Consider the following 25,722-nt stretch of genomic DNA (forward strand, 5'->3'; position numbering starts at 1 on the left):
GACACGCCATGCAATACCCTGACGAAACCGGTTCGACGCGTCGCGACGGCGCACCTGCCGCACCGGATCTCGACGTGATCGTCGTCGGCGCCGGATTCGCCGGCCTTTACGCGCTGTACAAGTTCCGCAAGCTGGGCCTGCGTGCGCAAGCGCTCGAAGCCGGCAGCGGCATCGGCGGCACATGGTTCTGGAACCGATATCCCGGGGCCCGATGCGATGTGGACAGCGTCGAGTACTCGTATTCGTTTTCCGACGACCTCCAGCAGGAATGGAACTGGCCGGAGCGATTCTCCGCACAGGGCGATATTCTCCGATACATCAATCACGTCGCCGATCGCTTCGATCTTCGTCGTGACATCCGGCTGAACACGCGCGTGCAGTCGGCGAGCTTCGACGAGTCGAACGGCATCTGGCGTGTCGAGACCGTCGACGGGCAGGTGGTCACCGCACGTTTCTGCGTGATGGCGACCGGCAATCTGTCGTTGCCGCGCGTGCCGGAATTCAAGGGGCTCGATACCTTCAAGGGCGAGTGGTATCACACCGGCCTCTGGCCCGACGAGCCGGTCGACTTCACCGGGCGACGGGTGGGCGTGATCGGTACGGGTTCGTCCGGCATCCAGGTCATTCCCATCGTCGCGAAGCAGGCGAGCGAGCTGTTCGTGTTTCAGCGCACCGCCAACTTCACGCTGCCGGCTCGCAACCGTGCGCTGTCCGGCGACGACCTTGGCCGGCACAAGGCACGTTACGAATTCTGGCGAGCCGAGGCGCAAAACACGCCCTTCGGTATCGCCGGGCACGCGGCGCCGACGAAGAACGCCCTGGACGATACCCCCGAGGATCGTCTCGCCACGTTCGAGGAAAAGTGGAAGGCCGGCGGCAGTATCAGCTTCCTGTATGCGTACAAGGACCTGCTGACCAACCAGGCCGCGAACGACACGGCCGCGGAGTTCGTGCGCAGCAAGATCCGCAGCACGGTGAAGGACCCGGCGACCGCCGAGCTGCTCGTGCCGAAGGACTACCCGATCGGCGCGCGGCGCCTGTGCCTCGACACCGGCTATTACGAGACCTTCAACCTGCCGAACGTGACGCTGGTCGACACGAAGTCGGCGCCGATCGTCGAAATCACGGAAACGGGCGTGAAGACCACCACGGGGGAATACGCGCTCGACACGATCGTGTTCGCGACCGGCTTCGATGCGATCACCGGCGCGTTGGCGGACATCGATATCCGCGGCCGCGACGGTCTGCCGCTGAAGCAGAAATGGGCGCACGGGCCGCGCACCTACCTCGGGCTGATGACGACGGGTTTCCCCAACCTGTTCATCGTGACCGGCCCGGGCAGCCCGTCCGTGAAGTCGAACATGGTGTGCGCGATCGAACAGCACCTGAACTGGATCACCGATTGCATCGGCAAGCTCGCCGCACACGGCAACGCGACGATCGAGCCGGATCACGACGCGGAGACGCGCTGGGTCGAGCATGTCAACGAGGTGGCGGACGCGACGCTGTATCCGCTGGCCGAATCCTGGTACACGGGCGCGAACGTGCCGGGCAAGCCACGTGTGTTCATGCCGTATGTGGGCGGATTTCACCGGTACCGCGCGATTTGCGACGACGTCGTCCGCGATGACTATCGTGGCTTCGTGATCGCCGATGTTCAGGCAGCGGAGGCGTGACGGTCGATGCCGATCGATCCCTATGCCGGCGTGATCCGGCAGGGGCTCGAATTCGCCGCGCCGATGGAAAGCTTTTCCGTCGACGCGCGGCGCGCGAGCCGCTTCGGTCCTCCGCTACACGGGAACGACGCACGACGATGAGATGTACCGCCGCCGCAGTGCGTGCGGCTTCATCGACCATTCACGAGCTTGTTCGAGGTAGTCATGACATCAGTACAGGACATCGGCTTTCTGGGGCTGGGGAACATGGGCGCGCCGATGGCTGAGCGCCTGCTGGGGCACGGTTGCCGGCTGCATGTGTACGATCCGTCCGCGCAAGCGCTGGCGCCGTTCGTCGACGGTGGCGCCGTCGCGCACGCATCGCCGCGCGCGGTCGCCGACGCGGCGAGTATCGTCTTCGCCTGTCTGCCGAACCGGGACGTGTCGCTAGCGGTCGGCCTCGGTCCGGACGGCGTCATGCACGGGTCCGCGATTCGCCTTTACGTGGAGATGTCGACGATCGGCCAGGACATGATCGAGCGAATCGGCGAAGGTCTCGCGCCACGCGGGATCGATATCGTCGACGCGCCGGTCTCCGGCGGCCCGTCCGCCGCGCGGGCCGGCACGCTCGCGATGCTGGTGTCGGGCATGCCGTCCGCGGTCGAGCAGGTGTCGCCGCTGCTGGAGCGCATCGGCAAGGAAGTGTTTCCGATGGGAGACCGCCCCGGCATGGCGCAGATCATGAAGATCGTGAACAACGTCGTGATGGCCGCCAACCTGGTGGTCTGTGCCGAGGGGCTCGCGATGGGCGCGAAAGCCGGCCTCGACGCGGACAGGATGATGCGGTTGATCGATTCCGGTTCCGGCCAGAGTTTCGCGTGCTCGAAGATCATGAGCCGGGCCGTGTCGGGGGCATTCGACTTCGGTGCCGCGCTCGCCGTGATCGAGAAAGACATGGCGCTCGGCCTGGCCGAGGCGCGCCTGATGGACGTGGCGATGCCGGCCATCGAACGCGCGCGGGACGTCTGGCACGCGGCGTATGAAGCCGGCCGGGGCGGCGAGGACTTTACGTCGATCCTCCGGTACGTCGAGGAGCAGAACGGCACGCGCGTTCGGGGGCGTGCCGTTCCAGCGTGATGCTCGCAGGCTACGCCGCCGCCCGCCGCAGCGGCGGAACGCCGAGCAGGAAACTCTGCATGCCGAGGCAACTGACGATCTGCATGACCTGGAGCACCTGCGCCGGTGTCGCGCCGTAACGCAGCGCATTGCGCGTATGAATGCGCACGCCCGGCTCGAACATGTGGGTGGTCGATACGTCGATCGCCACGTACAGCAGTTCCTTGACGACGGGCGCCAGCGTGCCCTCGCGCCAGGGCGTGGACGAGAACGCGGTATAGCCGTCGAAAAACGCCGGTGAGCTGCGGACCATCGACGTCAGTTGATCGCTCCAGTAGCCCCGGCTGGCAGTGAACGCCGATTTGACCTGCTCGAATTTCTCGTCGAGCGGAAATGCCGAATCGACCGACTGCCCGTTTGCCTCGATTTCTTCGAACAGCACGGGTACGCCGACCATGTACGAGTGAATGCCGAGCACCGACGAGATCTGCAAAGCCTCCGCGATTTCCCGGCGCGTGGCGCCGTGACGCAGCGCGCCCTGGATGTGCAGCGCAACCGCGTCGCCGTTCAGGTGCGTGACGCTCGCGCTGGCGGCGATCATGACGAGATCGCAGAGCTTGGGCTCGAGATGGCCGGCATCCAGTGCGGCGCGGGCCATCACCAGGTAATCGTTGAAGAAGACGGGATCCTCTGCGAGCGCCTGGTCGTGCACGTCGCTCCAGTAGCCGTGCAGTCGTTCGAACTCGGCCTTGAGCGCTGATTTGTCTGTCATGAGTGTCTCCTCTGGAAGCGTGTCAGGTAGCGCGTATCGACGTGTGCCCGGGAAATCGAAGCGTTTCCGGTGGCGGCCGAGATGCGTCCGCTGCCGCGCCTGTTTTGCATCACGTCAGTCCTGATTGAAAAGTACGGGAGGAAGGTGCCGCAATTGAAACGCGCTCAAGTTTCCGTACTTTGAAAGCATCCGCAACGCGGGATGACCGCGTACGCGTCTGCAGAGCGGGGGCTTCCAAAGCACGGGACAGAGCGCATCGCTCAATTGACGACGCTATCCCGACGCTCGACCATGAATGAACGAGCACAAGAATTCCGGAGACGCATTTCATGAATCCCCACCAGCTAATGTCGGTCGTTCTGCCGATCGGCTAGATCGTGCTGCCGCGCGCGGGCGCACGGGGCTAACGGCATTCGAGTCATTCGATTTCCGGCACGTCCGTTTCTCGATCGAAGCCGTCGTTCGCGCCGATGTCCGCGCAAACGCGTGCCATTGATTCGGCGTAACGAAGCGGCAGATCGCCGTCGTGAGCGTATCCGGGTGGTGCCGGTGAAACGTCGTTCGGGAGAGCCTGACGGTGCATCCGCTGACGCGTACGGAGCGGTTCCTGCCGGTTGATCAAAGTACGGAATAGTGGCGCCGGCCTGGGGCTCCGGACCCCGGTTCCGCGTTCAATATTCGAAGAAGGCTGCAGGGACGTCGCTGCATCGCTCACACGCCCCGGGTCGAAACTGGAATGACGCATTTCGTGTAGTGAAAGTACGGAAACCCAAAATGGACATGAAACTTGCACGCCGGCGAGTCCTGATCACCGGCGCATCACAGGGCATCGGCGAAGGTCTCGCGAAGGCGTTTGCCGCAGAGGGATGCCACGTCGTCTTGACCGCACGCTCGGCAGACAAGCTGGAACAGCTGGCGGCCGAGCTGCGTGCCGCGCATGACGTGCGCGTGGACGTGCTGGCACTGGACATGACGGCGCCCGGCGCGATCGACGAGGTCGTCGCGTTCGCCGGCGACGTCGATGTCCTGGTGAACAACGCCGGTGCGATCCCGGGCGGCACGCTGTGGGACGTCGATGAAGAAGCATGGCGCAAGGGCTGGGAGCTGAAGGTGTTCGGCTACATCAACCTGACGCGCGCGATCTACACCGGGATGAAGGCGCGCGGCGGCGGCGTGATTCTCAACAACATCGGCAATGGCGGCCAGAACTTCGACTTCAACTACATCGCGGGCTCGACCGGCAATGCCGCGTTGATGGCGTTCACGTGTGCGCTGGGCGGCCGCAGCCTGGAGGATGGCATCCGCGTGGTGGGCGTCAATCCGGGGCCGGTCGGCACCGAGCGCATCGCGAAGGTGCTGCGCAACCACGCGGCGCGCCTGCTCGGCGACGAAGCGCGTTCCGACGAGCTGATGGCGGGCTATCCGCTGGGGCGTGCGGCGACGGTCGAGGAAGTTGCCGACCTGTTCGTCTATCTGGCGTCGCCCCGTTCGGGTTACACCAGCGGCACCATCGTCACGGTCGACGGTGGCATCACGTCCAAGCGTTCGGTGGCCTGACCATGTACAAGCATGTTTTCTCACCGCTTCGGATCGGCGCCGTCGAGATTCCGAACCGGATCGTGCGCACCGCGCATGCGACGCGCCTGGCCGACCGGTACGTCAACGACGACCTGATCGCCTATCACCTGGCGCGCGCGAAAGGCGGCGCCGGGTTGTCGATCATCGAAAGCACGTCGGTTCACCCGTCGTCGACTTTTTCGCTCACGGCGAGCGACGATGGATCGATCGCACCGATGCGCAAGCTGGTCGATGCCATTGCTCCGACCGGCATGAAGCTGTTTACGCAACTCTGGCACGGCGGCTACACCGATCCGGCGGCGGACGGTGGCCTGCCGTGGGCGGTCTCGGCACTGGCCGGGCGCTACTCGGTTGCACCGCCGATTCCGATGACCACCGACCAGATCGAAGAGGTGATCGATGCGTACGCCAAGGCGGCCGTCCGCATGCAGGCCGCGGGACTGGACGGCGTAGAGGTGCTGGCCGGCGCCGGCTACCTGTTCTCGCAATTCTTCTCGCCGGTGCTGAACCAGCGTACCGATGCGTACGGCGGCAGCTTCGACAACCGTATCCGCGCGTTCATGGAGACATTGCGCGCGATTCGCGCGGCCACGTCGCCGGAATTCGCGCTCGGCGTGCGCATCGGCGGCAGCTCGGACCCGCGCATTCTCACCGACGAGGACGTCAATGCGATCGCATTGCGGGCGCAGGCCGAGGGGCTGATCGACTTCGTCAACATCACGCACGGCGACTACTACTTTCACGTCGACCGCTATGCGGGAATGGACGCGCCGGTCGGCTACCAGTTGCCGCACGTCGAGCGCATTTCGGAAGGCGTGACGGTGCCGCGCATCATCGTGGGCCGCTATGCGACGCTGGACGACGCCGAGCAGGCGTTGAAGACCGGGCAGGCCGACATGATCAACATCGTGCGCGGGATGATCGCCGATCCGTTGCTGGTCGTGAAGAGCCGGGAAGGGCGCGGCACCGAGGTACGGCCGTGCATCGGCTGCAACCAGGGGTGCCTGGGCGGCGCGTTCGCCGGCCGGATGGGCTGCGCGGTGAATCCGGCGGTGGGCTACGAGCAAACGCTGTCGGACGAGACGATCGAGAAAGCCGGGACGCCGCGCAAGGTGGTGGTGGTCGGTGGCGGTGTGGCGGGCATGGAAGCCGCGCGCACGGCGCTGCTCGCCGGGCACCGTGTGACGCTGGTCGAGGCGATGTCCGACCTGGGCGGCCTGCTGAACTGCGCGAAACACCTGCCGAAACTTCATCCGATCGGGGACATTGCGATCTGGCTGGAGAACGAGATCTATCGCCTCGGTGCGGACGTGCGGCTGTCGACGTACGTGGATGCGGACGACGTGCTGGCCGAGGAACCGGACGCGGTCATCGTGGCAACGGGCTCGCAGCCTGCAGACGTGCGCGAGTTCCGGCAGACGGCCGACCCGGCCGCGCAGGTGCCGATTGCGCGCGAAGCGACGGTGCTGACGTCGCTGGATCTGGCGATGGCACCGCCGCAGGACCTGGGGCGCACGGCGCTGGTCTTCGACGATGTCGGGCACTACGAAGCCATCGGCTGCTGCGAAGCGCTAATCAATCGCGGCGTCGAGGTGACCTATGTGACGCGCCACCTGATGTTCGCCCCGGCCGTCGAGACCACCGGGCGCACGCAGGCCGCGTTGCGCCGGCTGTACAGCGCGGGCCGGCTGCGCATCGTCACGCAGTCGGCACTGGTGTCGATCGATAGCGGCAGTGCCGAGATCAGGCCGCTTTTCGGGACCGAGACGGAGCGCATCCCGGCCGACACGGTGGTGCTGGTGGGCTACCGGGAGTCGCAGAACGAAATCTGGGCAGCGCTGCGGGGGCGTGTGGATCAACTGCATCTGGTGGGCGATGCGCGGTCGGCGCGTGATATCCAGCCGTCGATTCGTGAAGGTCACATTGCCGGACGATCGATCAAGTAGGAAAGCAAAATATCAATCGTTGCAAGGCCGGTCGTGCTGCACGGGGGCGGGCGAGAGGAAGGTCCGACGGGCCATCCTCTCGCCCGTTTTATTTGGCGTGCCGGCGAAAGCGGCAGGCACGTCTCGCCACGTGACTTGCGTAGAGGGTGGCGGTCGGCCGGTTTTCCGATTGCCGGGAACATGTTTGGCGACGTGCGTCGTCAGCCTGAACATTGCGGATGGATCCTGATCCGTGGCTCGATCAGTACAACGATGAACGAGCGCATCATGCGCGTTGGTGTCATGGCAAGACGCCGATACGTACTTTCCTCGATTCGCTCGAACTCGCCAGGGAGAAACGCGTTCCCCAGCGATGGCTGATTCCTTGCAGACCCGACTACCCGCCAGATCGAGTCCTGGCGATCACGACTCAAGTGACCCCGACCCACCCCGGCGAAGCGCGCAGACGGGCGATGTCACGCGCCGGCGGTTCTCCAAAGTGACGTCGATATTCGCGTGTGAATTGCGACGCGCTTTCGTAACCCACGCAGAAAGCGGCAGTCGTAGCGTCGATGCCTTGCACCAGCATCAGGCTGCGGGCGTCCTGGAGCCTGAGTTGCTTCTGGAATTGCAGCGGTGTCATTGCCGTGACGCGGCGAAAATGGTCGTGCAGGCTCGAAGGACTCATTCCCGCTTCAGCAGCAAGCTGCTCGATGCTGAAGCGCTCCCGGAAGTTTTGCGTGATCCAGGCGATGGCACGGCCGACCTGGGCGACCGGCCCTTTGCTGGAGGTGATGTGGCGCATTCTGGCGCCATCGGGGCCGGCGAGCAGGCGGTACAGAACTTCCTGCTCCGCAAGCGGCCCGAGCACGGGAAGCGCCGCCGGATCGTCGAGCAGGCGCAGCAGGCGTAGCGCGGCGTCGAGCAGACCAGCGCTGGCGTCGGACACGGTCTTGCCGATGGGCGGGGAAGGCGCTTCCGGCGGCGGCACGCGCAACGCCATGTGTCCCAGCATGACCGGATCGAAATCGAGGTACAGGCAGAGGTAGGGCTTGTCAGGCGTTGCCTCGACCACCTTGCCTGTCACCGGCAGGTCGTACGTGACGACCCCATAGCGACCCGGCGCGTATCTGAAGACGCGGTCGTCGAGCGTGACCTCTTTGTGCCCTTGCGCGACGAGGCACAGTTGCGGCCGGCAAACACTCGGCATGGGCATCGTCACCGTGGACGACCGAACCAGCGTCATGCGTTCGATCGGCGTGGCGTGGAAACCATCCTTCGAGACGTTTCGGCCAATGATCGCTGCAATTTCCGCCAGTGTTTCCATGAGACGGACTATCGCACGAGCGTCGAAGCGCACGCAATGCGCACCGCGGCTTCTGGACGATCGAGCAGCAATCCTGGGGCATCAGGCTAACGGGACGGCGGTGCGGCACATCACAGTGTCAGCCGCGCCGGGGTTACGCCAACCCCGGCCGCGTAACCGATATGGAGCAAACATGACACCTGACAATCTGACGCCGCCCATCATTGCAATGGGCACGTGGGCCTGGGGCGACAGCGGCGAGACCGGCAATGGCTACTTCGGCAGCAGCCACACGCGGGCTGGCCTGGAGGAGGTTGCCGACAACGCACATGCGGCCGGGTTCAGCCTCTGGGACACCGCCATCGTGTACGGCATGGGCCGTTCGGAGACCGTACTCGGCGAGGTGCTGAAGCGCTTCGCGCGCAGCGACTATCAGCTCTCGACGAAGTTTACCCCGCAGGCCGCGGGAGCCGGCGCCGATCCGGTGGCGGACATGCTGGAGCAGAGCCTGGCCCGCCTCGGCACCGACTACATCGACCTGTACTGGATTCACAATCCAGCGGATGTGGCGCGGTGGACGCCGCACCTCATCCCGTTGCTGAAGAGCGGGAAGGTCAAACACGTCGGCGTCTCGAATCACAACCTGAGCGAGATCGAACGCGCCAACCGCATTCTCGGGGAAGCCGGGTTTCGGGTCGAGGCCATCCAGAACCACTATAGCCTCCTCTACCGCGGCGCCGAACATGCCGGCATCCTGGACTACTGCCGCAACCAGGGCATCCCGTTCTTCGCATATATGGTGCTTGAACAGGGTGCCCTGAGCGGCAAGTACGGTCCGGAGCACCCGCTGCCGGAAGGCAGCAACCGGGCAGAAACTTACAACGGCATGCTGCCTCGCTTGAAGGTGCTGACGGACACGCTCGCATCGATCGGTCGCAAGCGGGGTGCTGCAGCACCCGAAGTCGCGACGGCATGGGCCATCGCCAAGGGGGCGACGCCGATCATCGGTGTGACGAAGCCCCGTCATGTCGACGGACTGGTGCGGGCCGGCAGGATCACGCTCACGACAGACGAAATTGCCGAGCTGGAAGCGCTGGCCGACGCCGCTGACGTGAACACGCGCGGCTGGTGGGAACAAGCGATGTAACGCGGTCGCTTCGCTGTACTGCGTCCGTCTGATCGAAGACATCTACAGCGATGCGGTTTGTTCCGCGATGAAATCTCTGAACCATAGTGACTTCCCGGCGATCGTTTCCCGTTCCGCGAGCGTCCACGGATGGGCCGGATCGGCATGGACCGCGCGAATGGCCGCATCGATCCGCCGGCCGGCCCTCCCGGACGATCTACAAAAAATGACAGACGTTATCGCATGGATTGTCCAGGGTTCAACAGCTAATCTGGGTGACATCAACGGAAACGGCAGGTGCCGCACGGATCTCCAGCCGTTCGTTGTGTCTGGAACGATCGCCAAGAGGATGGTGGTTACACGGCCATTTGATCCCGATGTGTTCCGGTTCCGATTCGACATCCCCTGGAAGACCCGATGACTCGACATACCGTGAGACAACCCGCGCCGGCAGCACGCATGACGCCAGGCAACACCGCAACATGAGCCGTCGTGAAGCATTGATCGTCGGCGGGTCGCTTGGCGGCTTGTCCACCGCGCTCGCGCTGGCGCGCGTCGGAATCTCGTCCACCGTACTGGAACGCACCGCCGGCCGCACGCAGCGCGGCGTGGCCATCCGTGCCGCCGGCGCGCCGCTGGAACGCACCATCGGTCGTGCCGCCTATCGCCGCGTGGCCGACGTGCTGGGCGATGCCGCGATCCGTCAGGGCACCTTGCCGCACGCATGGTGGGACGTGTACACCGCGCTCCGTACTGCCACCGATGCAGAACCGGCAATCCGCATCGTCGAAGGCGTCAAGGTGGTCGGGATCGGGCAGGACGGCGATACGGTGTCGGCGCGAAGCGAAGGCGGGGAGATCTGGCACGGCGATCTGCTGATCGGCGCGGATGGATACCGCAGCGTGGTGCGCCGTCATGTGGCCGCCGACCAATGCCACGCGCGTTACGCAGGCTATGTCGCATGGCTGGGACAGTCCGAAATTCCCGAAGCCGATCGACGGCATATTCGCGGTGTCGATTTTTTCCCGCAGGACAACGAACTGCTTGCGGTTTATCCGCTGATCGACAGCAGCATGACGCTCACGCGCGTCGGCTGGGCCTGGTTCGACGCCGGGCACAACGCGCTGATGCGCGAGACGGGGGCGGTCGAAGGCGGCCACGTGATGTATACGCCGCGTGCCGAGGTCATCCCCGATGCGATCTACGAATCGCTGATCGAGCGGGCCGGGCGACGCTGGAAGGAGCCGTGGCGCTCGGGCATCGTGAACGCCATCCGCCGGCGCGAAGTGATCGCTACGCCCATCTCGGAATACGTCCCGTCACGCGTGACGCGCGGCCGGGTCGTGCTGGTGGGCGATGCCGCCCACGCACAGACACCGATGACGGGAGCAGGCTTCGAAGCGGCCGTACTGGATGCCGCCGCACTGGCCGATGTTTTGAACGCGCAACCCGATGTGTTGCAGGGGTTACAGCGTTACGAATCGCTGCGTCTGGACGCGATGCGACAGCGCGTCGAAGACGGGCAAGCGTTCAGCCGCTCGCTGATCGCGTGAAGGCGTCCGTCACGCCTTCGCACATTCACTTCACCCAACAGGATGCTCCTCATGAATCGTCTCGCAGGCAAAGTTGCCATCGTCACCGGCGCCGGTAGCGGTACCGGCATGGGCATGGGCACCGGGCCGCGCGTGCTCACCGCACGCGAAGCCGCTCAAGACGTCTGGCGCTTGCTCCTGGCGGCCGGCGACGGGTCGAAGCCGAGCATCTGCGAGATTTCGCGCGCGCCGTCCAGAATCAAGCCCTTGAATCGATCCATTTGGGGAATGCCCCGGCTTTTAGGGGTGCCCATCACGAGCGTGGCGATCGCTTCGCCGGCTTCGTTGAAGATCGGCGCGCCGAATCCCACCACGTCGAGATCGTTCTGATCGACGGTAATCGCAATGCCCGAGCTGGCTGCTTCGCTGACCAAGCGGCGCAGGTCGCGCTTGTTGGTGGTCGTATAGGGTGTCAGCAGCGTGGGCGTGACGGACTTCAGGTACTGCTCGCGCTTTTCCGCCGGCATGAACGCCAGCAGGATTCGCCCGCCCGACGACGAGTACAGTTCGCGGCGCTCGCCGATGCCGGCAATGAAGCGGATGGCGTGACGGCTTTCCGCCGACATGATGTACACGAGCGACGGGCGGTCGCTGGCCAGTTGCCCGATCAGCACGGTCTCGCCGGCTTCCAGCGCGATGCGCTCCATCACGGGCCGCGCGATTTCCGGAAAGCGCCGCTGCGCGACGATCGCCGCGCCGAGCTTGAACGCCTCGACCCCGAGCGAATACTTGCCATCGGCGTGCACGAGATACTCGGCGAACGTGAGCGCCCGCAGCAGCGCCAGCAGGCTGGTCTTCGGCGTGGCAGTCAGTTCCGACAGATGGGTCAGCGTCGCGCCGTCCGGCAGTTCGGCCAGCAGCCGCAGGATATGCACGATGCGCGTGGTCGCGCGCGGCCCGGGCAGTTCGGTGGCCGGGGTCGCGTCCTGAGGGTCGGTGGCGGAATGCATGTCTGTCATCGCAGGTGAAAGAAGGCAACGATTATAGCCAGATGCACTACCGCCACCGGCCCGGAGGGCACCGCAAACGTCCACCCGGCGGCGTCAGGCGGATTGCGGCGCCGAATGCAGCGCAATCACGCCGGCTTCGGCCAGCGCGGTGATGCGTGCGTCGCTCAACTCGAGTCGTTCCCGCAGCACCTCGGCCGAATGCTCGCCGAGCAGCGGCGGCGCGCGATCATACTCGACCGGCGTGGCGGACAGGCGCAGCGGGCTCGCGACCACCGGCGCACTGCCGGCCAGCGGGTGAGCGATATGGCGGACGGCCTCGCGCGCACGCGCCTGCTCCGACGCCAGCGCTTGCGCGACGTCATTGATCGGCCCGCACGGTACCCCGCACGATTCGAAGATCTCGATCCACTCGTCGCGCGGGCGGGCGAGGAACGCATCGACGAGGGTCGGCAGCAACAGCGCGCGATTGACGCTGCGGGCCGAATTGGTCGCGAACCGGCTGTCCTCGGCGAGCCCCGGAAGCCCGATGGCGGCGCACAATGCCTTGAACTGGCCGTCGTTGCCGCACGCGATGATCAGGTGGCCGTCGCGGGCAGCGAACGTCTGATACGGGACGACGTTGGGATGCGCATTGCCGAGCCGCCGTGGCGCGACGCCGGTGGTCAGGTAGTTCGACGCCTGGTTGGCGAGCATTGCGAACTGGCTGTCGAGCAGCGAGATATCGATGTGCTGGCCGAGGCCGCTGCGTTCGCGTTCCATCAGCGCCGCGAGGATCGCCGTGGTCGCATACATGCCCGACATCAGGTCGGTGACGGCGACGCCAACCTTCTCCGGGCCGCCGCCCGGCGCTTCGTCCGGCTCGCCGGTAAAGCTCATCAGGCCGCCCATCCCCTGAATCAGGAAGTCGTAGCCTGCGCGATGCGCGAGCGGCCCGGTCTGGCCGAAGCCCGTGATCGAACAGTAGACGAGGCGCGGGTTCACGGCGGCGAGGCTCGGATAGTCGAGCCCGTACTTGGCGAGCCCGCCAACCTTGAAATTCTCGACGAGGACGTCCGCCTGCTCCGCGAGCGAACGGATCAACGCCGCGCCCTCGGGCGACGCGATGTCGATCGCGACCGATCGCTTCCCGCGGTTCGTACACAGGTAGTACGCGCTTTCGCTCGTCGCGCGGCCTTCGCCATCGTGCAGGAAGGGCGGCCCCCACGTGCGCGTGTCGTCGCCGGTGCCCGGGCGTTCGATCTTGGTCACGTCGGCGCCGAGGTCCGCAAGGTTCTGCGTGCACCACGGGCCGGCGAGGATGCGCGACAGGTCGAGCACGTTGATGCCGGCGAGCGGCTTCGGGCGATGCCCGGCCGGCGTGTCGCCGGTGGACGGAGTGCGAATGGCGGTGTCTTGCATGTAGGTTCCTGTTGTGCGGTGTTGCTTGATGCCCGTGGAATTCAGCCGATCCCGGCGCCGCGCGTTTCCGGCATGCGCAGGAACGTGATCAGGCTGATCGCAGCGCCGACGCAGACATAGGCGAGAAACCAGCCTTCGCGATGCTGTGATTGCAGCCACGTCATCAGGTACGGGGTCGTTCCGCCCAACAGGGCGACGACGATGTTGTATGCGGTGCCGATACCGATGCCACGCACTTCGGTGCTGAACAGTTCGGCCATCACGGCGGGCGCGATCGACGAATACAGGCCATAGGTCAGCAATCCGAAGCACTCGACGAGCAGCATCGAGCGGAAGCCGGGGCCGATCGACGTGACGACCGGATAAAGGAGCAGCAGGTAGGCCGCCGCAAACACGATCAGTTGCGGACGCCGGCCCAGACGGTCGGACAAGGCGCCGAACAACGGCTGGGCGAGCATGAAGATCGCAATGCTGGCGGTGCTGGCCGCGAATGCGTCTTCCGGGTGCGCACCGGCGTGCCGGATGGCGTAGACCGGCATGAAGCTGATGAACAGATAGAAGCTGAACGCGCCGAGCACGCTGATGCCGACAAGCCTCAGCAGCGCATCGCGGTGATGGGTCCAGGTCCAGCGCAGCGAGCGAGCTTCGATTTCGCCTTTGCGGCGCAGGTTTTCGAATGCTTCGGTTTCGCCGACGTTGCGGCGCATCCAGAAACCGATCAGCGACCCGCAGCCGCCGATGAAGAACGGCACGCGCCATCCCCATGCCTCGAGTTCGGCCCTCGGCATCCAGTGCGTCATGGCGCTCGCGACGGCCGCCGCGATCAGCAATCCGGCGGCGATGCTGAAGAACAGGAAACTGCCGTAGAACCCGCGCCGGTGCGGCGGCGCCGATTCCGTGAGAAAGGTTGTCGCCGCGCCGTACTCGCCACCGACCGACAGCCCCTGGATCATCCGGAGCACCGTCATCAATGCCGGTGCCAGCCAGCCGATCGATGCGTAGGTCGGCAGGATCGAGATCAGCAGCGATGAGCCCGCCATCATCATGACGGTCAACGTCAGCGCGTTGCGCCGCCCGAAGCGATCGGAAAACGCGCCGATGACCCAGCCGCCGAGCGGGCGCATGCCGAAACCGACGGCAAACACGGCGAAGGTGGCGAGCAGGGCCGCCGTTTCGTTATCCGCCGGAAAGAACTGCTTGCTGAAATAGATCGCGAAGGCCGTGTACACGGACCAGTCGAACCATTCCACCACGTTGCCTACGCTGCCAGCGAAGATGATTTTCGCGGTTTGTCGCGGGGTGCCTCGCGTGCCCGCAAGCGCCTGCGTGATCTCGGGAGTTGCGCTCATCCAGGTTTGTCTCCGGTATCTGGGTTGTTGTATGCGACAACGCTGCTCATCGATCCAGGCAGCTTGCCATCAGTCGCCTTATGTTCCGACATCGGAATAGTATTCGAAAATACGAACGACATGATGGGTGATGTTTACCCTTACCACAGCGAGTAAATCCGGACTTTGTCTATATTTATCAACGATATAAAGCGACATTTCGAGATTTTCGGCAGTCGATTCGAGCGCAATCTGCTTTGCCGATATAAGAATGTGGTTCTAAAATACGAACAGACATCCGGTAGTGGTGCAGATGTTGCCGGGCGTCGATGCATGTGTGGCAGGGACCGCAAAGCGCGCCTCCCTGCGTGCGTCATCCATAAGAATCGTCAGTCAATCCTATGAAGAGGCATCCATGAACCCGTTCCTGCTTTACGAACAAGAAGGTCACGTCGTAACCCTCACGATGAATGATCCGGAGCGGCGCAATCCGCTGACCGGCAATACGGCAGTGGCCGAATTTCTGGCGGCGATCGAACGCATCCAGGGAGACCGGAGCGTCCGCGCGGTGATCATTACGGGCGCGGGCAAGGCGTTCTCGACCGGCGGCAATATCCGCGACATGGAGCGGCAGGCGAGCGGCACGGTGCCGGGATTGCAGATTCGCGAAGAGTATCGCCAGGGCATTCAGCGTTTGCCGCTGGCGCTGTTCAATCTGGAGGTGCCGGTGATTGCCGCGGTGAACGGCCCGGCGATGGGCGCAGGTCTCGACCTGACGTGCATGTGCGACCTGCGTATCGCATCGGAGCAGGCGCGGTTCGCCGAGAGCTTCGTCAAGCTCGGGATCATTCCGGGCGACGGCGGCGCGTGGCTGCTGCCGCGCGTGATCGGACTCGCACGCGCCGCGGAACTCACGTTTACCGGCGATCCCATCGATGCGGCCACCGCACTCGAATGGAATCTCGTGTCGCGCGTCGTACCGCACGAGCAATTGCTGCCGGCCACGAACGAGATCGCGGCACGCATCGCCGCGAATCCGCCGCATGCGGTGCGGCTCGCCAAGCGTCTGCTGCGCGAGGCGCTGCATTCGCGGCTGGACACGCTGCTCGAACTGTCGTCGACGTACCAGGCGCTGTCGCATCAGACAGCAGACCATCGCGAGTCGGTCGCCGCGTTTCTCGAGAAGCGCCCGCCGGTGTTTTCCGGCAACTAGTCACGACAACGCGGGCGGCATGCCCGTGATCTTCCGACTCAGGAGTAGCGGTTTTGGATAACGTACTGGATGTATTTCGTCTGGCGGCGCTGCCGCCCGATGCCGAAGCTTTTCGCAGTGACGTCAAAGCGTTCCTGCACGAGCACATGCCGGCAACACCCGCCGACGTGCGCGCCCGGACCTGGATGGGATTCGATGCGGCATTCAGCCGCCGTCTCGCGCAGCGGGGCTGGGTCGGCCTGACGCTGCCGGCCGAGTATGGCGGCGCGGGCATGGATGCGTTTCGCCGCTTCGTGCTGGTCGAGGAATTGCTCGCGGCGGGAGCGCCGGTCTCCGCGCACTGGATTGCCGATCGGCAGAGCGGCCCGCTGATTCTCAAGTTCGGCAGCGATACGCAGAAGCGCTTCTACCTGCCGCGTATCTGCGCGGCCGACGCATTCTTCTGCATCGGCATGAGCGAACCGAATGCAGGTTCCGACCTCGCGAGCGTGCGCAGCCGCGCGCTGCGGGTGGACGGCGGCTGGCGTCTGAACGGCCGCAAGATCTGGACGACGAATGCGGATCACTGCCACTACATGATCGCGCTGGTTCGCACATCCGGCGCGCCGGAGGATCGCCAGAAGGGGCTGTCGCAATTCATCATCGACCTGAAGCAGCCGGGCGTCGAGGTCCGCCCGATCCGTGATCTGACCGGCGATGCGCACTTCTCCGAAGTCACGTTTGACGATGTGCTGCTGCCTGAAGGCGCACTGATCGGCGAGGAAGGCAGCGGCTGGGCGCAGGTCAATGCCGAGCTTGCGTTCGAGCGCAGCGGCCCGGAGCGGATCTATTCGAGCGTCGTGCTGCTGGACTGCTGGCTTGCCTTCCTGCGGCGTCATGGCGCAAGCGCATCCGACAAGGCCGTTGCGGGACGCTTTGCCACGCATCTCGCGACGTTGCGCAACATGTCGATCGCGGTAACGACGAAACTCGCGCGTGGTGAAAGCCCCGTCGTCGAGGCGGCGCTGGTCAAGGATATCGGGACCGAGTTCGAGCAGGGAATTCCCGCGGCGATCGAGGCCGCGCTCGCGGCGCAGCCGGGCGCGGACATCGATGCCGAGCTGTATCGGACCGTCGCGTATCTCAGCCAGATTTCGCCGACCTTTTCGTTGCGCGGCGGCACCCGTGAAATCCTGCGCGGCATGATCGCCCGCGGGCTCGGCCTGCGTTGAACGCGCCCACCACGCACAGAGAGAGTAGAGAGCCTATGTTTGTCGAAGCTATCGAGGCCATTCTGGCCGACTGCTGCACGCCGTCGATCGTCCGCAACATCGAGGCCGGCGCGTCGCCGGCGGCATTGTGGCGCGCGATCGCCGAATCGGGTTTCCTGGAAATGCTGACCCCGGAAGCCGCCGGTGGCGCTGGGCTGTCGCTGGCCGCGGTGTTTCCGGTGATCGAATGCCTGGGCCGCCACGCGGTGCCCGTTCCCGTTGCGCAGAGCATCCTCGCCCGCGCGCTGCTGACCGAACACGATGTACCGGTGCCGGACGGCATGATCACGTTTTCATCCGCATGCAAGGCGGACCGTGACGGCGCGACGTATTGTCCGATCGTGCCGTACGGGACGATCGCCGACGTCGTGCTGGCCGATCATGACGGCGACCTGGTCGTGCTGCAATGCGCACGGGCAGTACGCATACCGACCGGCGTGCATGGCAGTCAGTGTGCGACCGTGCGCTGGGCGGAGCCGCTGGCACCGGTGGCGCGCGTGCCCGGTGCGGCGCGCGCGTTGCACGCGTGCGCGGCGATCGTGTCTGCGGCACTGCTGGCCGGCGCAATGAGTCGCGCGTTTGCGCTGACGCTCCAGTATGCGAACGACCGGGCCCAGTTCGGCAAGCCGATCGGCAAGTTCCAGGCGATCCAGCAGCAATTGTCGGTGATGGCCGAGCAGGTCGCGGCGGCGACGATCGCCGCGGAGCTCGGATTCGGCGGCGAACGCGGCCTGCCCGACGCGCTTCGTGCGGCGATCGCGAAAGCGCGCACGAGCGAGGCCGTGGTGCCGGTCGCCGCGACCGCGCATGCGTTGCACGGCGCAATCGGCGTGACCGAGGAATACGATCTGCAATTGCTGACGCGCCGGATGCACGAGTGGCGGACTGCGCATGGATCGGAGCACTACTGGAACGCGATCGTCGGCGATGCATTGCTTGCGAGCGGCCTGCCGGTGGGAGACTTCGTGCTGCAATCGGCCTGAGCGGGCTCGGCTGCCGCGTGAGCGCCGCACCTGTCTGATATCACAGCGGCCGTGGTCGATCCGCCGTGTCGAACAGGCTTCCCGGGCATCGCTGCCACCGGGAAAGCCTGCTTTTTATCTGGCTATTCAGAAATCCTGCTTATTGTTCGGCACGGGATGATTGACGACCCGTAACCGACACTTCACCTCTTCGGCCTGCTCGATCGAGCGGCCACCTCCGTCGCGCGAGCATCGCGACACACACCGAGCGCCTGACGGATCGCCCGATCGCGCACCGCGCCTTCGTCGCGGACCTTCCGCGCAGTCCATCGCATGACCCGCCACCACGCTCTCCGCCTGCGCGGCCGATGCCGCCATTCGCGCACGCCATCGATCGCCGCGTCGATCAACGTATCGATGACGCCCTGCGCGCCGCGACGTCTTGCGTCTCGCGCGTCCCCTCGTCAGCAAGGGGCTCGCGCAAGTCGCAACGCCAGCGGCCCCGCGAGGCCTCGGGATGCCGGACTTGCCCGAACCGGCGCATACCTCACGAGATAGTGGAATTCCCCTATACATCGAAAATATACTCGCCAGTATATTTCGGTTCGCTGTGGTCGTATTAAGAAGGTAATTAAAACAGTGTCACACCTTCGGAAGTGAATGTTCCGCTGCTGTCCGTTGCCGGGGCTTCCCGGGCGCCGGCATCCCTACTGGATGCCGGATACGGGCTGGCGGCTTCGGTTCGTGATATGGAGACGACGAAAGATGCTGACTTCTCCCGTTCTGTTCGGGGAGCTTCCCGCCTACGCCGCAACGAGGTGGCCGGATTCGAGGGCCGTGACCTGTGAGGGCCGGGTGTTCACGTTCGAGCAATTGAACGAGTCCGTCGATATTGCCGCGCGGGCGCTGATGTCGCGCGGGGTAGGCAAGGGCGACCCGGTCGGCATCTGGCTGACCAACCGGCCGGAATTCATCATCGCGTTCTACGCGATCGTGAAGATTGGCGCGATCGCGGTTCCGCTGAACACGCGCTATCGCAGCGACGACATTCGCTACGTCGTCCGGCATGCGGAGATCAAGCTGCTGCTCGTGTGCGAGCGCTCCGGGCCGGTCGATTACATGGCGCTGCTGACCGCGGCGATTCCCGGCCTGACGGGCGATCGCTTCGACAGATCGGACGCTTACCCGGCGCTGCGAGAGGTCGTGATCGTCGAGCCGTCGAACGTGGCATCGCCGCTTTCATGGGAGCGCTTCCTGGCCGGCGCGGACCGGACCACGCGCGTTGAACTCGATGCCGTCGCATCGGCCGTTCAGGTGTCGGACCTCGCGCTGATGGTGTTCACCTCCGGCACGACGGGCAACCCGAAGGGCGTGCTGCACGACCATCGGAACCTGCGCGCCGTCTGCGAGCGCGCCGCGAGCTGGCCGCTGCGGCATGGCGACACCGTGCTGAATTTCCTGCCGATGTTCCATCTCTACGGGCTGAGCGAAATCGTCATGGCCACCATGACGCAAGGTATCCATCAAGTGTTGATGAGCGTATTTGACGCGCAGCGCGCATTGCGCCTCATCGAGCAGGAGCGGGTGACCGGCCTGCACGGCTTCGAGACGCACTACGCGGATCTGCTCAAGCACCAGGAAGCGCTGGGTACCGATCTGCGCACGCTGAAATTCGGCACGTTGCCGGCGGGCATGGAGAACTCGACTGCCGTCGCCCGTGTCGTGCAGGAGCGCATGTGCCCGACAGTGACGGGCTTCGGAATTTCGGAGACGTGGGCCTGGGTGTGCATCACGACGCTGGACGATCCGGTCGAGCAGCGTTGCGCGACGTCGGGGCGCCCGATGCCCGGCATCGAAGTCAGGATCGTCGACCCTTCGTCCGGCGACGTGCTACCGAACGGATCGGTGGGCGAGATCGTGTGCCGCGGCTACAACGTCATGCGGGGCTATTTCAAGGATACCGAATCGACCCGCGCGTCGATCGACCCCGATGGCTGGTTTCATAGCGGCGATCGCGGCATGTTCCGGTCGGACGGTTATCTCCAGTTCCTCGGGCGCTACAAGGAAATGCTGAAGGTCGGCGGCGAGAACGTGTCGCCGGCTGCAGTCGAGCTGGAACTGTTGCGCCTCGTGCCGGCCATCGATCAGGTCGCCGTCGTCGGGTTTCCGGACGAACGGCTCGCCGAGGTGCCCGTGGCCTTCGTGGTGCCGAAGCCGGGCATGACGTGCACGCTCGACGATGTCCAGGCGCGCTGCAACGGAAAAATCGCCAGCTTCAAGATTCCGCGACACGTCATCGAGATGGAGTCGTTGCCGATGACGGCATCCGGAAAGGTGCAGCGCACGGCGCTCAAGGCGCTCGCACTGCGAGACATTGCGGCCCGCTGAGGGGCGCTGCCGGCCGCGCCGCGTTGCGGCCCGGTGCCGGTCGGCGAAAAGCGGCATGACGGTCAAACATCGATAAAGGAAACAGCCATGAAAGAAGTGGTCATCGTAACGGGTTCGTCGCAGGGTGTGGGAAAGGGCATCGCATCGGTGTATCTCCGGGAAGGCGCGATTGTGGTCGGATGCGATCGCCGTCCGCCGCACGAGAGTCTTGCGGGCCACGATAACTTCAGCCATGTCGACGTCGACCTGACGCAGGGCGACGCTGCCGCCAAGGTGATCGCGGCCTGCATCGAGCGCCACGGCCGGCTCGACAGCCTCGTGAACAATGCCGGGCTCGGCAACGCGAAGCCGTTCGAACAGACCTCGCCGGAGGACTATCAGCGCTACTACGACATCAACGTCGGATCGCTGCTGGCGTTGTGCGGCAGCGCGCTGCCGCACCTCAAGGCGTCGCGTGGGTCGATCGTCAATATCGCGTCGGCGTTCGGCCTCGTCGGCGTCGCGCAGGCGGCCGCCTACGTGCCGACCAAGTACGCGGTCGTGGGCATGACGCGGATGCTCGCGACGGAATTCGGCTGTCACGGGATTCGGGTCAACGCGGTGGCGCCGGGGCTGGTTCGCTCGCCGGGTACCGAACAGCGCATCGCCAGCAATCCGTGGTGGCACAAGATGATGATCGAAGGCGCACCGCTTGGCCGTGTCGGCGAGCCTGAAGAGATCGGACATGCGTGCCGTTTCCTGTCTTCGCCGCAGGCCAGCTTCATCACGGGCGTCGTGCTGCCGGTGGACGGCGGCTGGTCGATCGCGAAGTTCCTCCCCGATCCGAGCGCGGGCTGACGACGGCCAGCGAGGCGGGGCACGGCCCGCCTCCGACCGAATCAACGAGTACCTACCGAGTAGCGAGAACACTATGTCCAACGGAAAGAGACTGAAAATTGCGGTGATCGGCGCAGGGGCGTCCGGCATCATGGCCGTCGTGAAACTGCGCGAGATCGGCCAGACCGACGTGCAGGTATTCGAGCGCGCGGCGGATATCGGCGGAACGTGGCGCGATAACCGATACCCCGGCGTCGCATGCGACGTGCCTTCGCATCTCTACCGCTATTCGTTCGCGCCGAACCCCGACTGGACGCGCGTGTGCGCGTCGGGCGAAGAGATCCTGCAATACCTGCGCCGTGTCTACGACGAATTCGAGGTGGGCCGGCACGTGACGTTCGACGCGGAGGTGAAGGACGCAACGTACGAAAACGGCGCCTGGACGCTGACGACCCAGGCGGGCCGGTACGGGCCGTTCGACGTCGTGATTACCGCGATGGGAATTCTTAGACATCCTTCATACCCTGACATCGAAGGACTCGACAGTTTCGCCGGACGGATGTTTCACACGGGGCGCTGGCCGGAAGACGTCGATCTCGACGGAAAGCGCGTCGGCATCATCGGCACCGGGTCGACGGCCACGCAGATCGTGCCGGCCATCGTCGACCGGGTCGCGAGCCTGTCGCTGTTCCAGCGTACCCCGCAATGGATCATGCAGCTGCCCAATACGGAAATTCCGCCGGAGGAACGCGATGCGTTCCGGCGCGACCCCGGCTTGCTGAAAGCACGCTACGAAGCACTCGGCCACGAGTTCAACAGCAAGTTCGCGGCCGCCGTGGTGGGGCAGAACCCGCGCGTGTATGCGCACATGGAGCGGCTTTGCCGCGAATATCTCGAGACGAGCGTGACGGATCCGGTGCTGCGCGAGAAGCTGCGACCCGACTACAAGGTGGGTTGCAAGCGCCTGGTCATGTCCGACCGCTTCTATCCGGCGATCCAGCGGTCGAACGCGGCGCTCGTGACCGAGCGGATCGAGCGGATCGAGGCGGCGGGCGTCCGGACCGGAGACGGCCACCTGCACGAATTCGACGTGCTCGTCCTCGCGACGGGCTACGACGCGCATTCGACGCTGTTCCCGATGCGCGTGACGGGGCGCGATGGCCTGGCGATCGAGCAGGCATGGCGCAACGGCAACGAGGCGTATCTCGGCGTCACGATTCCGGATTTCCCCAATTTCTTCATGATCGGCGGGCCGAACAGCCCGATCGGGAATTTTTCGTTCCTGATGACGGCGGAGAACCAGTGCGGCTATGTGGTCTCGATGATCCGCTTCCTGGCCGAGAGCGACGTCGCTGCCGTGTCGCCGAAGCAGCAAGCCATGCGCGCGTTCAACGACGCGGTCAAGCGGCAGATGGGCGAAACGGTCTGGGCGAGCGGTTGCCGGAGCTGGTACATGGACCGCAACGGCAATATCGCGTCGTGGCCGTGGACGTACGAGCATTTCCGCGAGGTGATGAGCGAGCCGGATCTCGACCATTACGACCTGCACAGTCCGGTGGATGCGTGATGTCGCGCCCGTTTCTTTTCCTGGAGGGTTGAAGCGATGATCATCGACCATCATCAGAGCGATGCGTACAAGGGAAGCGTCGGCCCGCGGGACGCATGCGTGTTGCGCTACGTGCTGCAGCGCCAGGCCGAGAGCCGGCCCGACAAGGTGTTCATCCGCGAGCGCGACGGCAGCGGCATCACCTACGCGGCATTTGCAGCCGACGTCGAACGGACGGCCGCGGGGCTCGCCGCACTCGGCATCCGGCAGGACGAGACGGTCGGCGTCTGGTTGCCGAACGGCATCGACATGCTGCGCGTCTGGTTCGCGATCAACTGGCTGGGCGCCGTCTACGTGCCCGTCAACACGGCGTACAAGGGCGAGCTGCTGCGGCACGTGCTCGACAGTTCGGCGGCCCGCCTGCTCGTCACGTGCCGGGATCTCTCGCCGCGCCTGGCCGGCCTGCCACTCGCCACGCTGCGCACGGTGGTGGAATTCGGCGCGAGCGATGTCGAGCTGCCGGGGATCGCGCGCATCGATGCGGCCGTGCTGGAGCAGGGGGGCGAAGTGCCGCCCCTCGAGCGCCCGATCGAGCCGTGGGATACGCAGTCGATCATCTTCACGTCCGGCACGACAGGGCCCTCCAAGGGCGTGCTGAGTCCGTATGCGCAGCTTTGGGAAACCAGCGGCGAGCGCAGCTTCTCGATGCTGGACGAGCACGACTGCGCAATCGTGTTCGGTCCGCTGTTCCATATCGCCGGCACGATTCCGGTCGTCGCGATGCTCAACCGGGGCGGGACGATCGCGTTCGCCGAATTTTCGACCGAACGGTTCTGGGCCGACGTGCGCGCGCTCGGTGCGACGTTCGCGATCCTGCTCGGCGTGATGTGCGAATTCATCGCGAAGATTCCGCCCTCGGCCGACGATCGCGACCATCCGCTGCGCAAGGTCATGATGATTCCGCGTCCCGACAACGCTGCCGCATTCGCGAGCCGCTTCGGTGTCGACTTCTGGACCATGTACAACATGACGGAGCTGAACGTGCCGCTGATGTCCGAGCGCAATCCGGCCATCGCGGGCACCTGCGGCCGGGCCAGGCGCGGCACCGAGCTGCGCATCGTCGACGCGTTCGATCGCGAACTGCCGGACGGCACCGTCGGCGAACTGATCGTGCGCTGCGATTCGCCGTGGCGCCTCAACGCCGGCTACTTTCGTCACCCGGAAGCCACCGTGCAGGCCTGGCGCAATGGCTGGTTCCACACCGGCGACGCGATGTGGCGCGACGCGGCGGGCAACTATTTCTTTGCCGACCGGATGAAGGATGCGATTCGTCGCCGGGGCGAGAACATCTCGTCATTCGAGGTCGAGAAGGAAATCCTCGCGCATCCCGACGTGCGCGAATGTGCGGTCGTGGCCGTGCCCGCGCTGTCGGAGGACGACGTGCTTGCCGTGGTGTGCCCGGTCCCGGGCGGGCGGATCGATCCCGGCGAGCTGCTGGCGTTCCTGGTGCCGAGGCTCGCGCATTTCATGCTGCCTCGCTACATCCGGATCATGGATGCGTTGCCGCACACCCCGACGCAGAAGATCGAGAAATACCGTCTGCGCCAGGAAGGCGTAACCACCGAAACCTGGGATCGCGAGCGTCACGACGTTCGGGTCCGCCGTGACAGGATCCGTGTCTCATGAATGCGAACGCACATCGCAACGGGCCGCTGGCCGGCCTCAAGGTCATCGAGTTCGCCGGGCTCGGGCCGGGGCCGCTGGCCGGCATGCTGCTGGCCGACCTGGGCGCGGACGTCGTCTGCATCGATCGCCCGGTCGAGGCTGCCGGACGTTTCGCGGGCGTGTCGTCGCGCGGCAAGCGCTCGGTCGTGCTCGACCTGAAACGGGAAGACGGGCGAGCGGCCGCGCGTGCGCTCGCCGCGCGTGCCGACATGCTGATCGAGGGATATCGGCCAGGCGTAATGGAGCGTCTGGGTCTTGGCCCGGAAGCGCTGCTGGCACTCAATCCGCGGCTGATCTATGGCCGGATCACGGGCTGGGGGCAGACGGGGCCGCTGGCACAGGCTGCCGGACACGATCTGAACTACATCGCGCTCACCGGCGCGCTCGCGGCAATCGGGCCGCGCGCCGGCAAGCCAGTGCCCCCGCTCAACCTCGTCGGCGACTTCGGCGGGGGCACGATGTTTCTGCTGTTCGGGCTGCTCGCCGCGCTGGTCGAACGGCAGGCTTCCGGGCGCGGCCAGGTCGTCGACGCGGCGATGATCGACGGCGCGCTCGCGCTGCTCGGCCCGATCCTGGAGTTGCGGGCGCAGGGCCTCTGGCGCGACGGGCGGGGCTCGAACCTGCTGGACGGCGGTGCGCACTTCTATGGCACGTACCGGTGCGCGGACGGCGCGTACATCTCGGTCGGCAGCATCGAGCCGGCGTTTTACGCGCTGCTGCGCGAGAAGCTCGGCATTTCAGACGATCCGGCGTTCGATGCGCAGATGAATGCCGCGGACTGGCCTGCCCTGAGCGAGCGTATGGAAGCCATCTTCCTGACGAAGACCCGCGACGAATGGACGTCGCTGCTCGAAGGAACGGACGTGTGCTTCGCACCGGTGCTCGATTTTGACGAGGCTGCGGCGCATCCGCACAACCTCGCCCGGACGTCGCATGTCACGGTCGCAGGCGTGCGGCAGCCGGCACCCGCGCCGCGTTTTTCCCGGACGCCGGCGCAGACGCCGGCCGGCCCGCCGGTGATCGGCGGGGATACCGATACGGTTTTTTCCGATTGGGGAGTGGCCTGACTCATGAGC

The 25,722-nt window shown here is 65.3% G+C and carries 20 protein-coding genes; 15 read left to right on the forward strand and 5 right to left on the reverse strand.

The window, feature by feature from the left end:
* Positions 1 to 8 precede the first annotated feature (8 nt).
* The 3 genes from G3O00_RS00170 to G3O00_RS00175 all read left to right on the forward strand — a co-directional run bounded on the left by G3O00_RS00170 (position 9) and on the right by G3O00_RS00175 (position 2,792).
* Positions 9 to 1,676, forward strand: a complete 1,668-nt coding sequence (locus tag G3O00_RS00170) for an NAD(P)/FAD-dependent oxidoreductase (RefSeq protein WP_206141607.1) — start codon at positions 9 to 11, stop codon at positions 1,674 to 1,676.
* Between the two features lie 6 nt (positions 1,677 to 1,682).
* Positions 1,683 to 1,817, forward strand: a complete 135-nt coding sequence (locus G3O00_RS43850; RefSeq protein ID WP_277399236.1) for a hypothetical protein — start codon at positions 1,683 to 1,685, stop codon at positions 1,815 to 1,817.
* A gap of 63 nt (positions 1,818 to 1,880) precedes the next feature.
* The gene (locus G3O00_RS00175; RefSeq protein WP_206141608.1) at positions 1,881 to 2,792 is read left to right on the forward strand and encodes an NAD(P)-dependent oxidoreductase; all 912 of its coding nucleotides are present in this window, start codon (positions 1,881 to 1,883) and stop codon (positions 2,790 to 2,792) included.
* Between the two features lie 10 nt (positions 2,793 to 2,802).
* On the opposite strand, the gene G3O00_RS00180 is transcribed toward G3O00_RS00175, so the two are convergent.
* Entirely contained in the window at positions 2,803 to 3,543 is a 741-nt protein-coding gene (locus G3O00_RS00180; protein ID WP_206141609.1) for a carboxymuconolactone decarboxylase family protein, read from the reverse strand.
* Positions 3,544 to 4,317: 774 nt separating this feature from the next.
* On the opposite strand from G3O00_RS00180, the gene G3O00_RS00185 reads away from it, so the two are divergent.
* Positions 4,318 to 5,100, forward strand: a complete 783-nt coding sequence (locus G3O00_RS00185) for an SDR family oxidoreductase (RefSeq protein ID WP_174930345.1) — start codon at positions 4,318 to 4,320, stop codon at positions 5,098 to 5,100.
* The gene (locus G3O00_RS00190) at positions 5,097 to 7,067 is read left to right on the forward strand and encodes an FAD-dependent oxidoreductase (RefSeq protein WP_206141669.1); all 1,971 of its coding nucleotides are present in this window, start codon (positions 5,097 to 5,099) and stop codon (positions 7,065 to 7,067) included. The genes G3O00_RS00185 and G3O00_RS00190 overlap by 4 nt, the downstream gene beginning before the upstream one ends.
* A gap of 409 nt (positions 7,068 to 7,476) precedes the next feature.
* On the opposite strand, the gene G3O00_RS00195 is transcribed toward G3O00_RS00190, so the two are convergent.
* Positions 7,477 to 8,373, reverse strand: coding sequence for an AraC family transcriptional regulator (locus tag G3O00_RS00195; protein ID WP_206141610.1), 897 nt, complete (start codon positions 8,371 to 8,373; stop codon positions 7,477 to 7,479).
* Between the two features lie 172 nt (positions 8,374 to 8,545).
* On the opposite strand from G3O00_RS00195, the gene G3O00_RS00200 reads away from it, so the two are divergent.
* Positions 8,546 to 9,499, forward strand: a complete 954-nt coding sequence (locus G3O00_RS00200) for an aldo/keto reductase (RefSeq protein WP_206141611.1) — start codon at positions 8,546 to 8,548, stop codon at positions 9,497 to 9,499.
* Between the two features lie 461 nt (positions 9,500 to 9,960).
* The gene (locus tag G3O00_RS00205; RefSeq protein WP_277399237.1) at positions 9,961 to 11,031 is read left to right on the forward strand and encodes an FAD-dependent monooxygenase; all 1,071 of its coding nucleotides are present in this window, start codon (positions 9,961 to 9,963) and stop codon (positions 11,029 to 11,031) included.
* Between the two features lie 155 nt (positions 11,032 to 11,186).
* On the opposite strand, the gene G3O00_RS00210 is transcribed toward G3O00_RS00205, so the two are convergent.
* The 3 genes from G3O00_RS00210 to G3O00_RS00220 all read right to left on the reverse strand — a co-directional run bounded on the left by G3O00_RS00210 (position 11,187) and on the right by G3O00_RS00220 (position 14,767).
* Positions 11,187 to 12,020, reverse strand: coding sequence for an IclR family transcriptional regulator (locus G3O00_RS00210; protein WP_241024855.1), 834 nt, complete (start codon positions 12,018 to 12,020; stop codon positions 11,187 to 11,189).
* A gap of 93 nt (positions 12,021 to 12,113) precedes the next feature.
* The gene (locus G3O00_RS00215; RefSeq protein WP_206141613.1) at positions 12,114 to 13,418 is read right to left on the reverse strand and encodes a CaiB/BaiF CoA-transferase family protein; all 1,305 of its coding nucleotides are present in this window, start codon (positions 13,416 to 13,418) and stop codon (positions 12,114 to 12,116) included.
* A gap of 41 nt (positions 13,419 to 13,459) precedes the next feature.
* Positions 13,460 to 14,767: an MFS transporter gene (locus tag G3O00_RS00220; RefSeq protein ID WP_174930271.1), complete on the reverse strand. Its 1,308-nt coding sequence runs from the start codon at positions 14,765 to 14,767 to the stop codon at positions 13,460 to 13,462.
* Between the two features lie 394 nt (positions 14,768 to 15,161).
* Here G3O00_RS00220 and G3O00_RS00225 point away from each other — a divergent pair, with 394 nt between their 5' ends.
* The 8 genes from G3O00_RS00225 (at position 15,162) to G3O00_RS00260 (ending at position 25,713) form a co-directional block, all read left to right on the forward strand.
* Positions 15,162 to 15,959: a crotonase/enoyl-CoA hydratase family protein gene (locus tag G3O00_RS00225; protein WP_206141614.1), complete on the forward strand. Its 798-nt coding sequence runs from the start codon at positions 15,162 to 15,164 to the stop codon at positions 15,957 to 15,959.
* Between the two features lie 53 nt (positions 15,960 to 16,012).
* Positions 16,013 to 17,170: an acyl-CoA dehydrogenase family protein gene (locus tag G3O00_RS00230; RefSeq protein WP_206141615.1), complete on the forward strand. Its 1,158-nt coding sequence runs from the start codon at positions 16,013 to 16,015 to the stop codon at positions 17,168 to 17,170.
* 35 nt (positions 17,171 to 17,205) lie between these two features.
* Complete coding sequence (locus tag G3O00_RS00235) at positions 17,206 to 18,192, forward strand: acyl-CoA dehydrogenase family protein (RefSeq protein WP_206141616.1); 987 nt, start codon at positions 17,206 to 17,208, stop codon at positions 18,190 to 18,192.
* A 744-nt stretch (positions 18,193 to 18,936) separates the two neighbouring features.
* Positions 18,937 to 20,559, forward strand: coding sequence for a class I adenylate-forming enzyme family protein (locus G3O00_RS00240; RefSeq protein ID WP_241024856.1), 1,623 nt, complete (start codon positions 18,937 to 18,939; stop codon positions 20,557 to 20,559).
* Between the two features lie 87 nt (positions 20,560 to 20,646).
* Positions 20,647 to 21,396 (forward strand): SDR family NAD(P)-dependent oxidoreductase, encoded by a 750-nt coding sequence (locus tag G3O00_RS00245; RefSeq protein WP_206141618.1) that lies wholly within the window; start codon positions 20,647 to 20,649, stop codon positions 21,394 to 21,396.
* A 73-nt stretch (positions 21,397 to 21,469) separates the two neighbouring features.
* Entirely contained in the window at positions 21,470 to 22,942 is a 1,473-nt protein-coding gene (locus G3O00_RS00250; RefSeq protein ID WP_206141619.1) for an NAD(P)/FAD-dependent oxidoreductase, read from the forward strand.
* A 36-nt stretch (positions 22,943 to 22,978) separates the two neighbouring features.
* Positions 22,979 to 24,607 (forward strand): AMP-binding protein, encoded by a 1,629-nt coding sequence (locus tag G3O00_RS00255; protein WP_206141620.1) that lies wholly within the window; start codon positions 22,979 to 22,981, stop codon positions 24,605 to 24,607.
* Positions 24,604 to 25,713, forward strand: a complete 1,110-nt coding sequence (locus G3O00_RS00260) for a CaiB/BaiF CoA-transferase family protein (RefSeq protein WP_206141621.1) — start codon at positions 24,604 to 24,606, stop codon at positions 25,711 to 25,713. The genes G3O00_RS00255 and G3O00_RS00260 overlap by 4 nt, the downstream gene beginning before the upstream one ends.
* Positions 25,714 to 25,722: the final 9 nt, after the last annotated feature.

The organism is Burkholderia sp. Ac-20384, from assembly GCF_017104605.1.
GTDB lineage: Bacteria > Pseudomonadota > Gammaproteobacteria > Burkholderiales > Burkholderiaceae > Burkholderia > Burkholderia lata.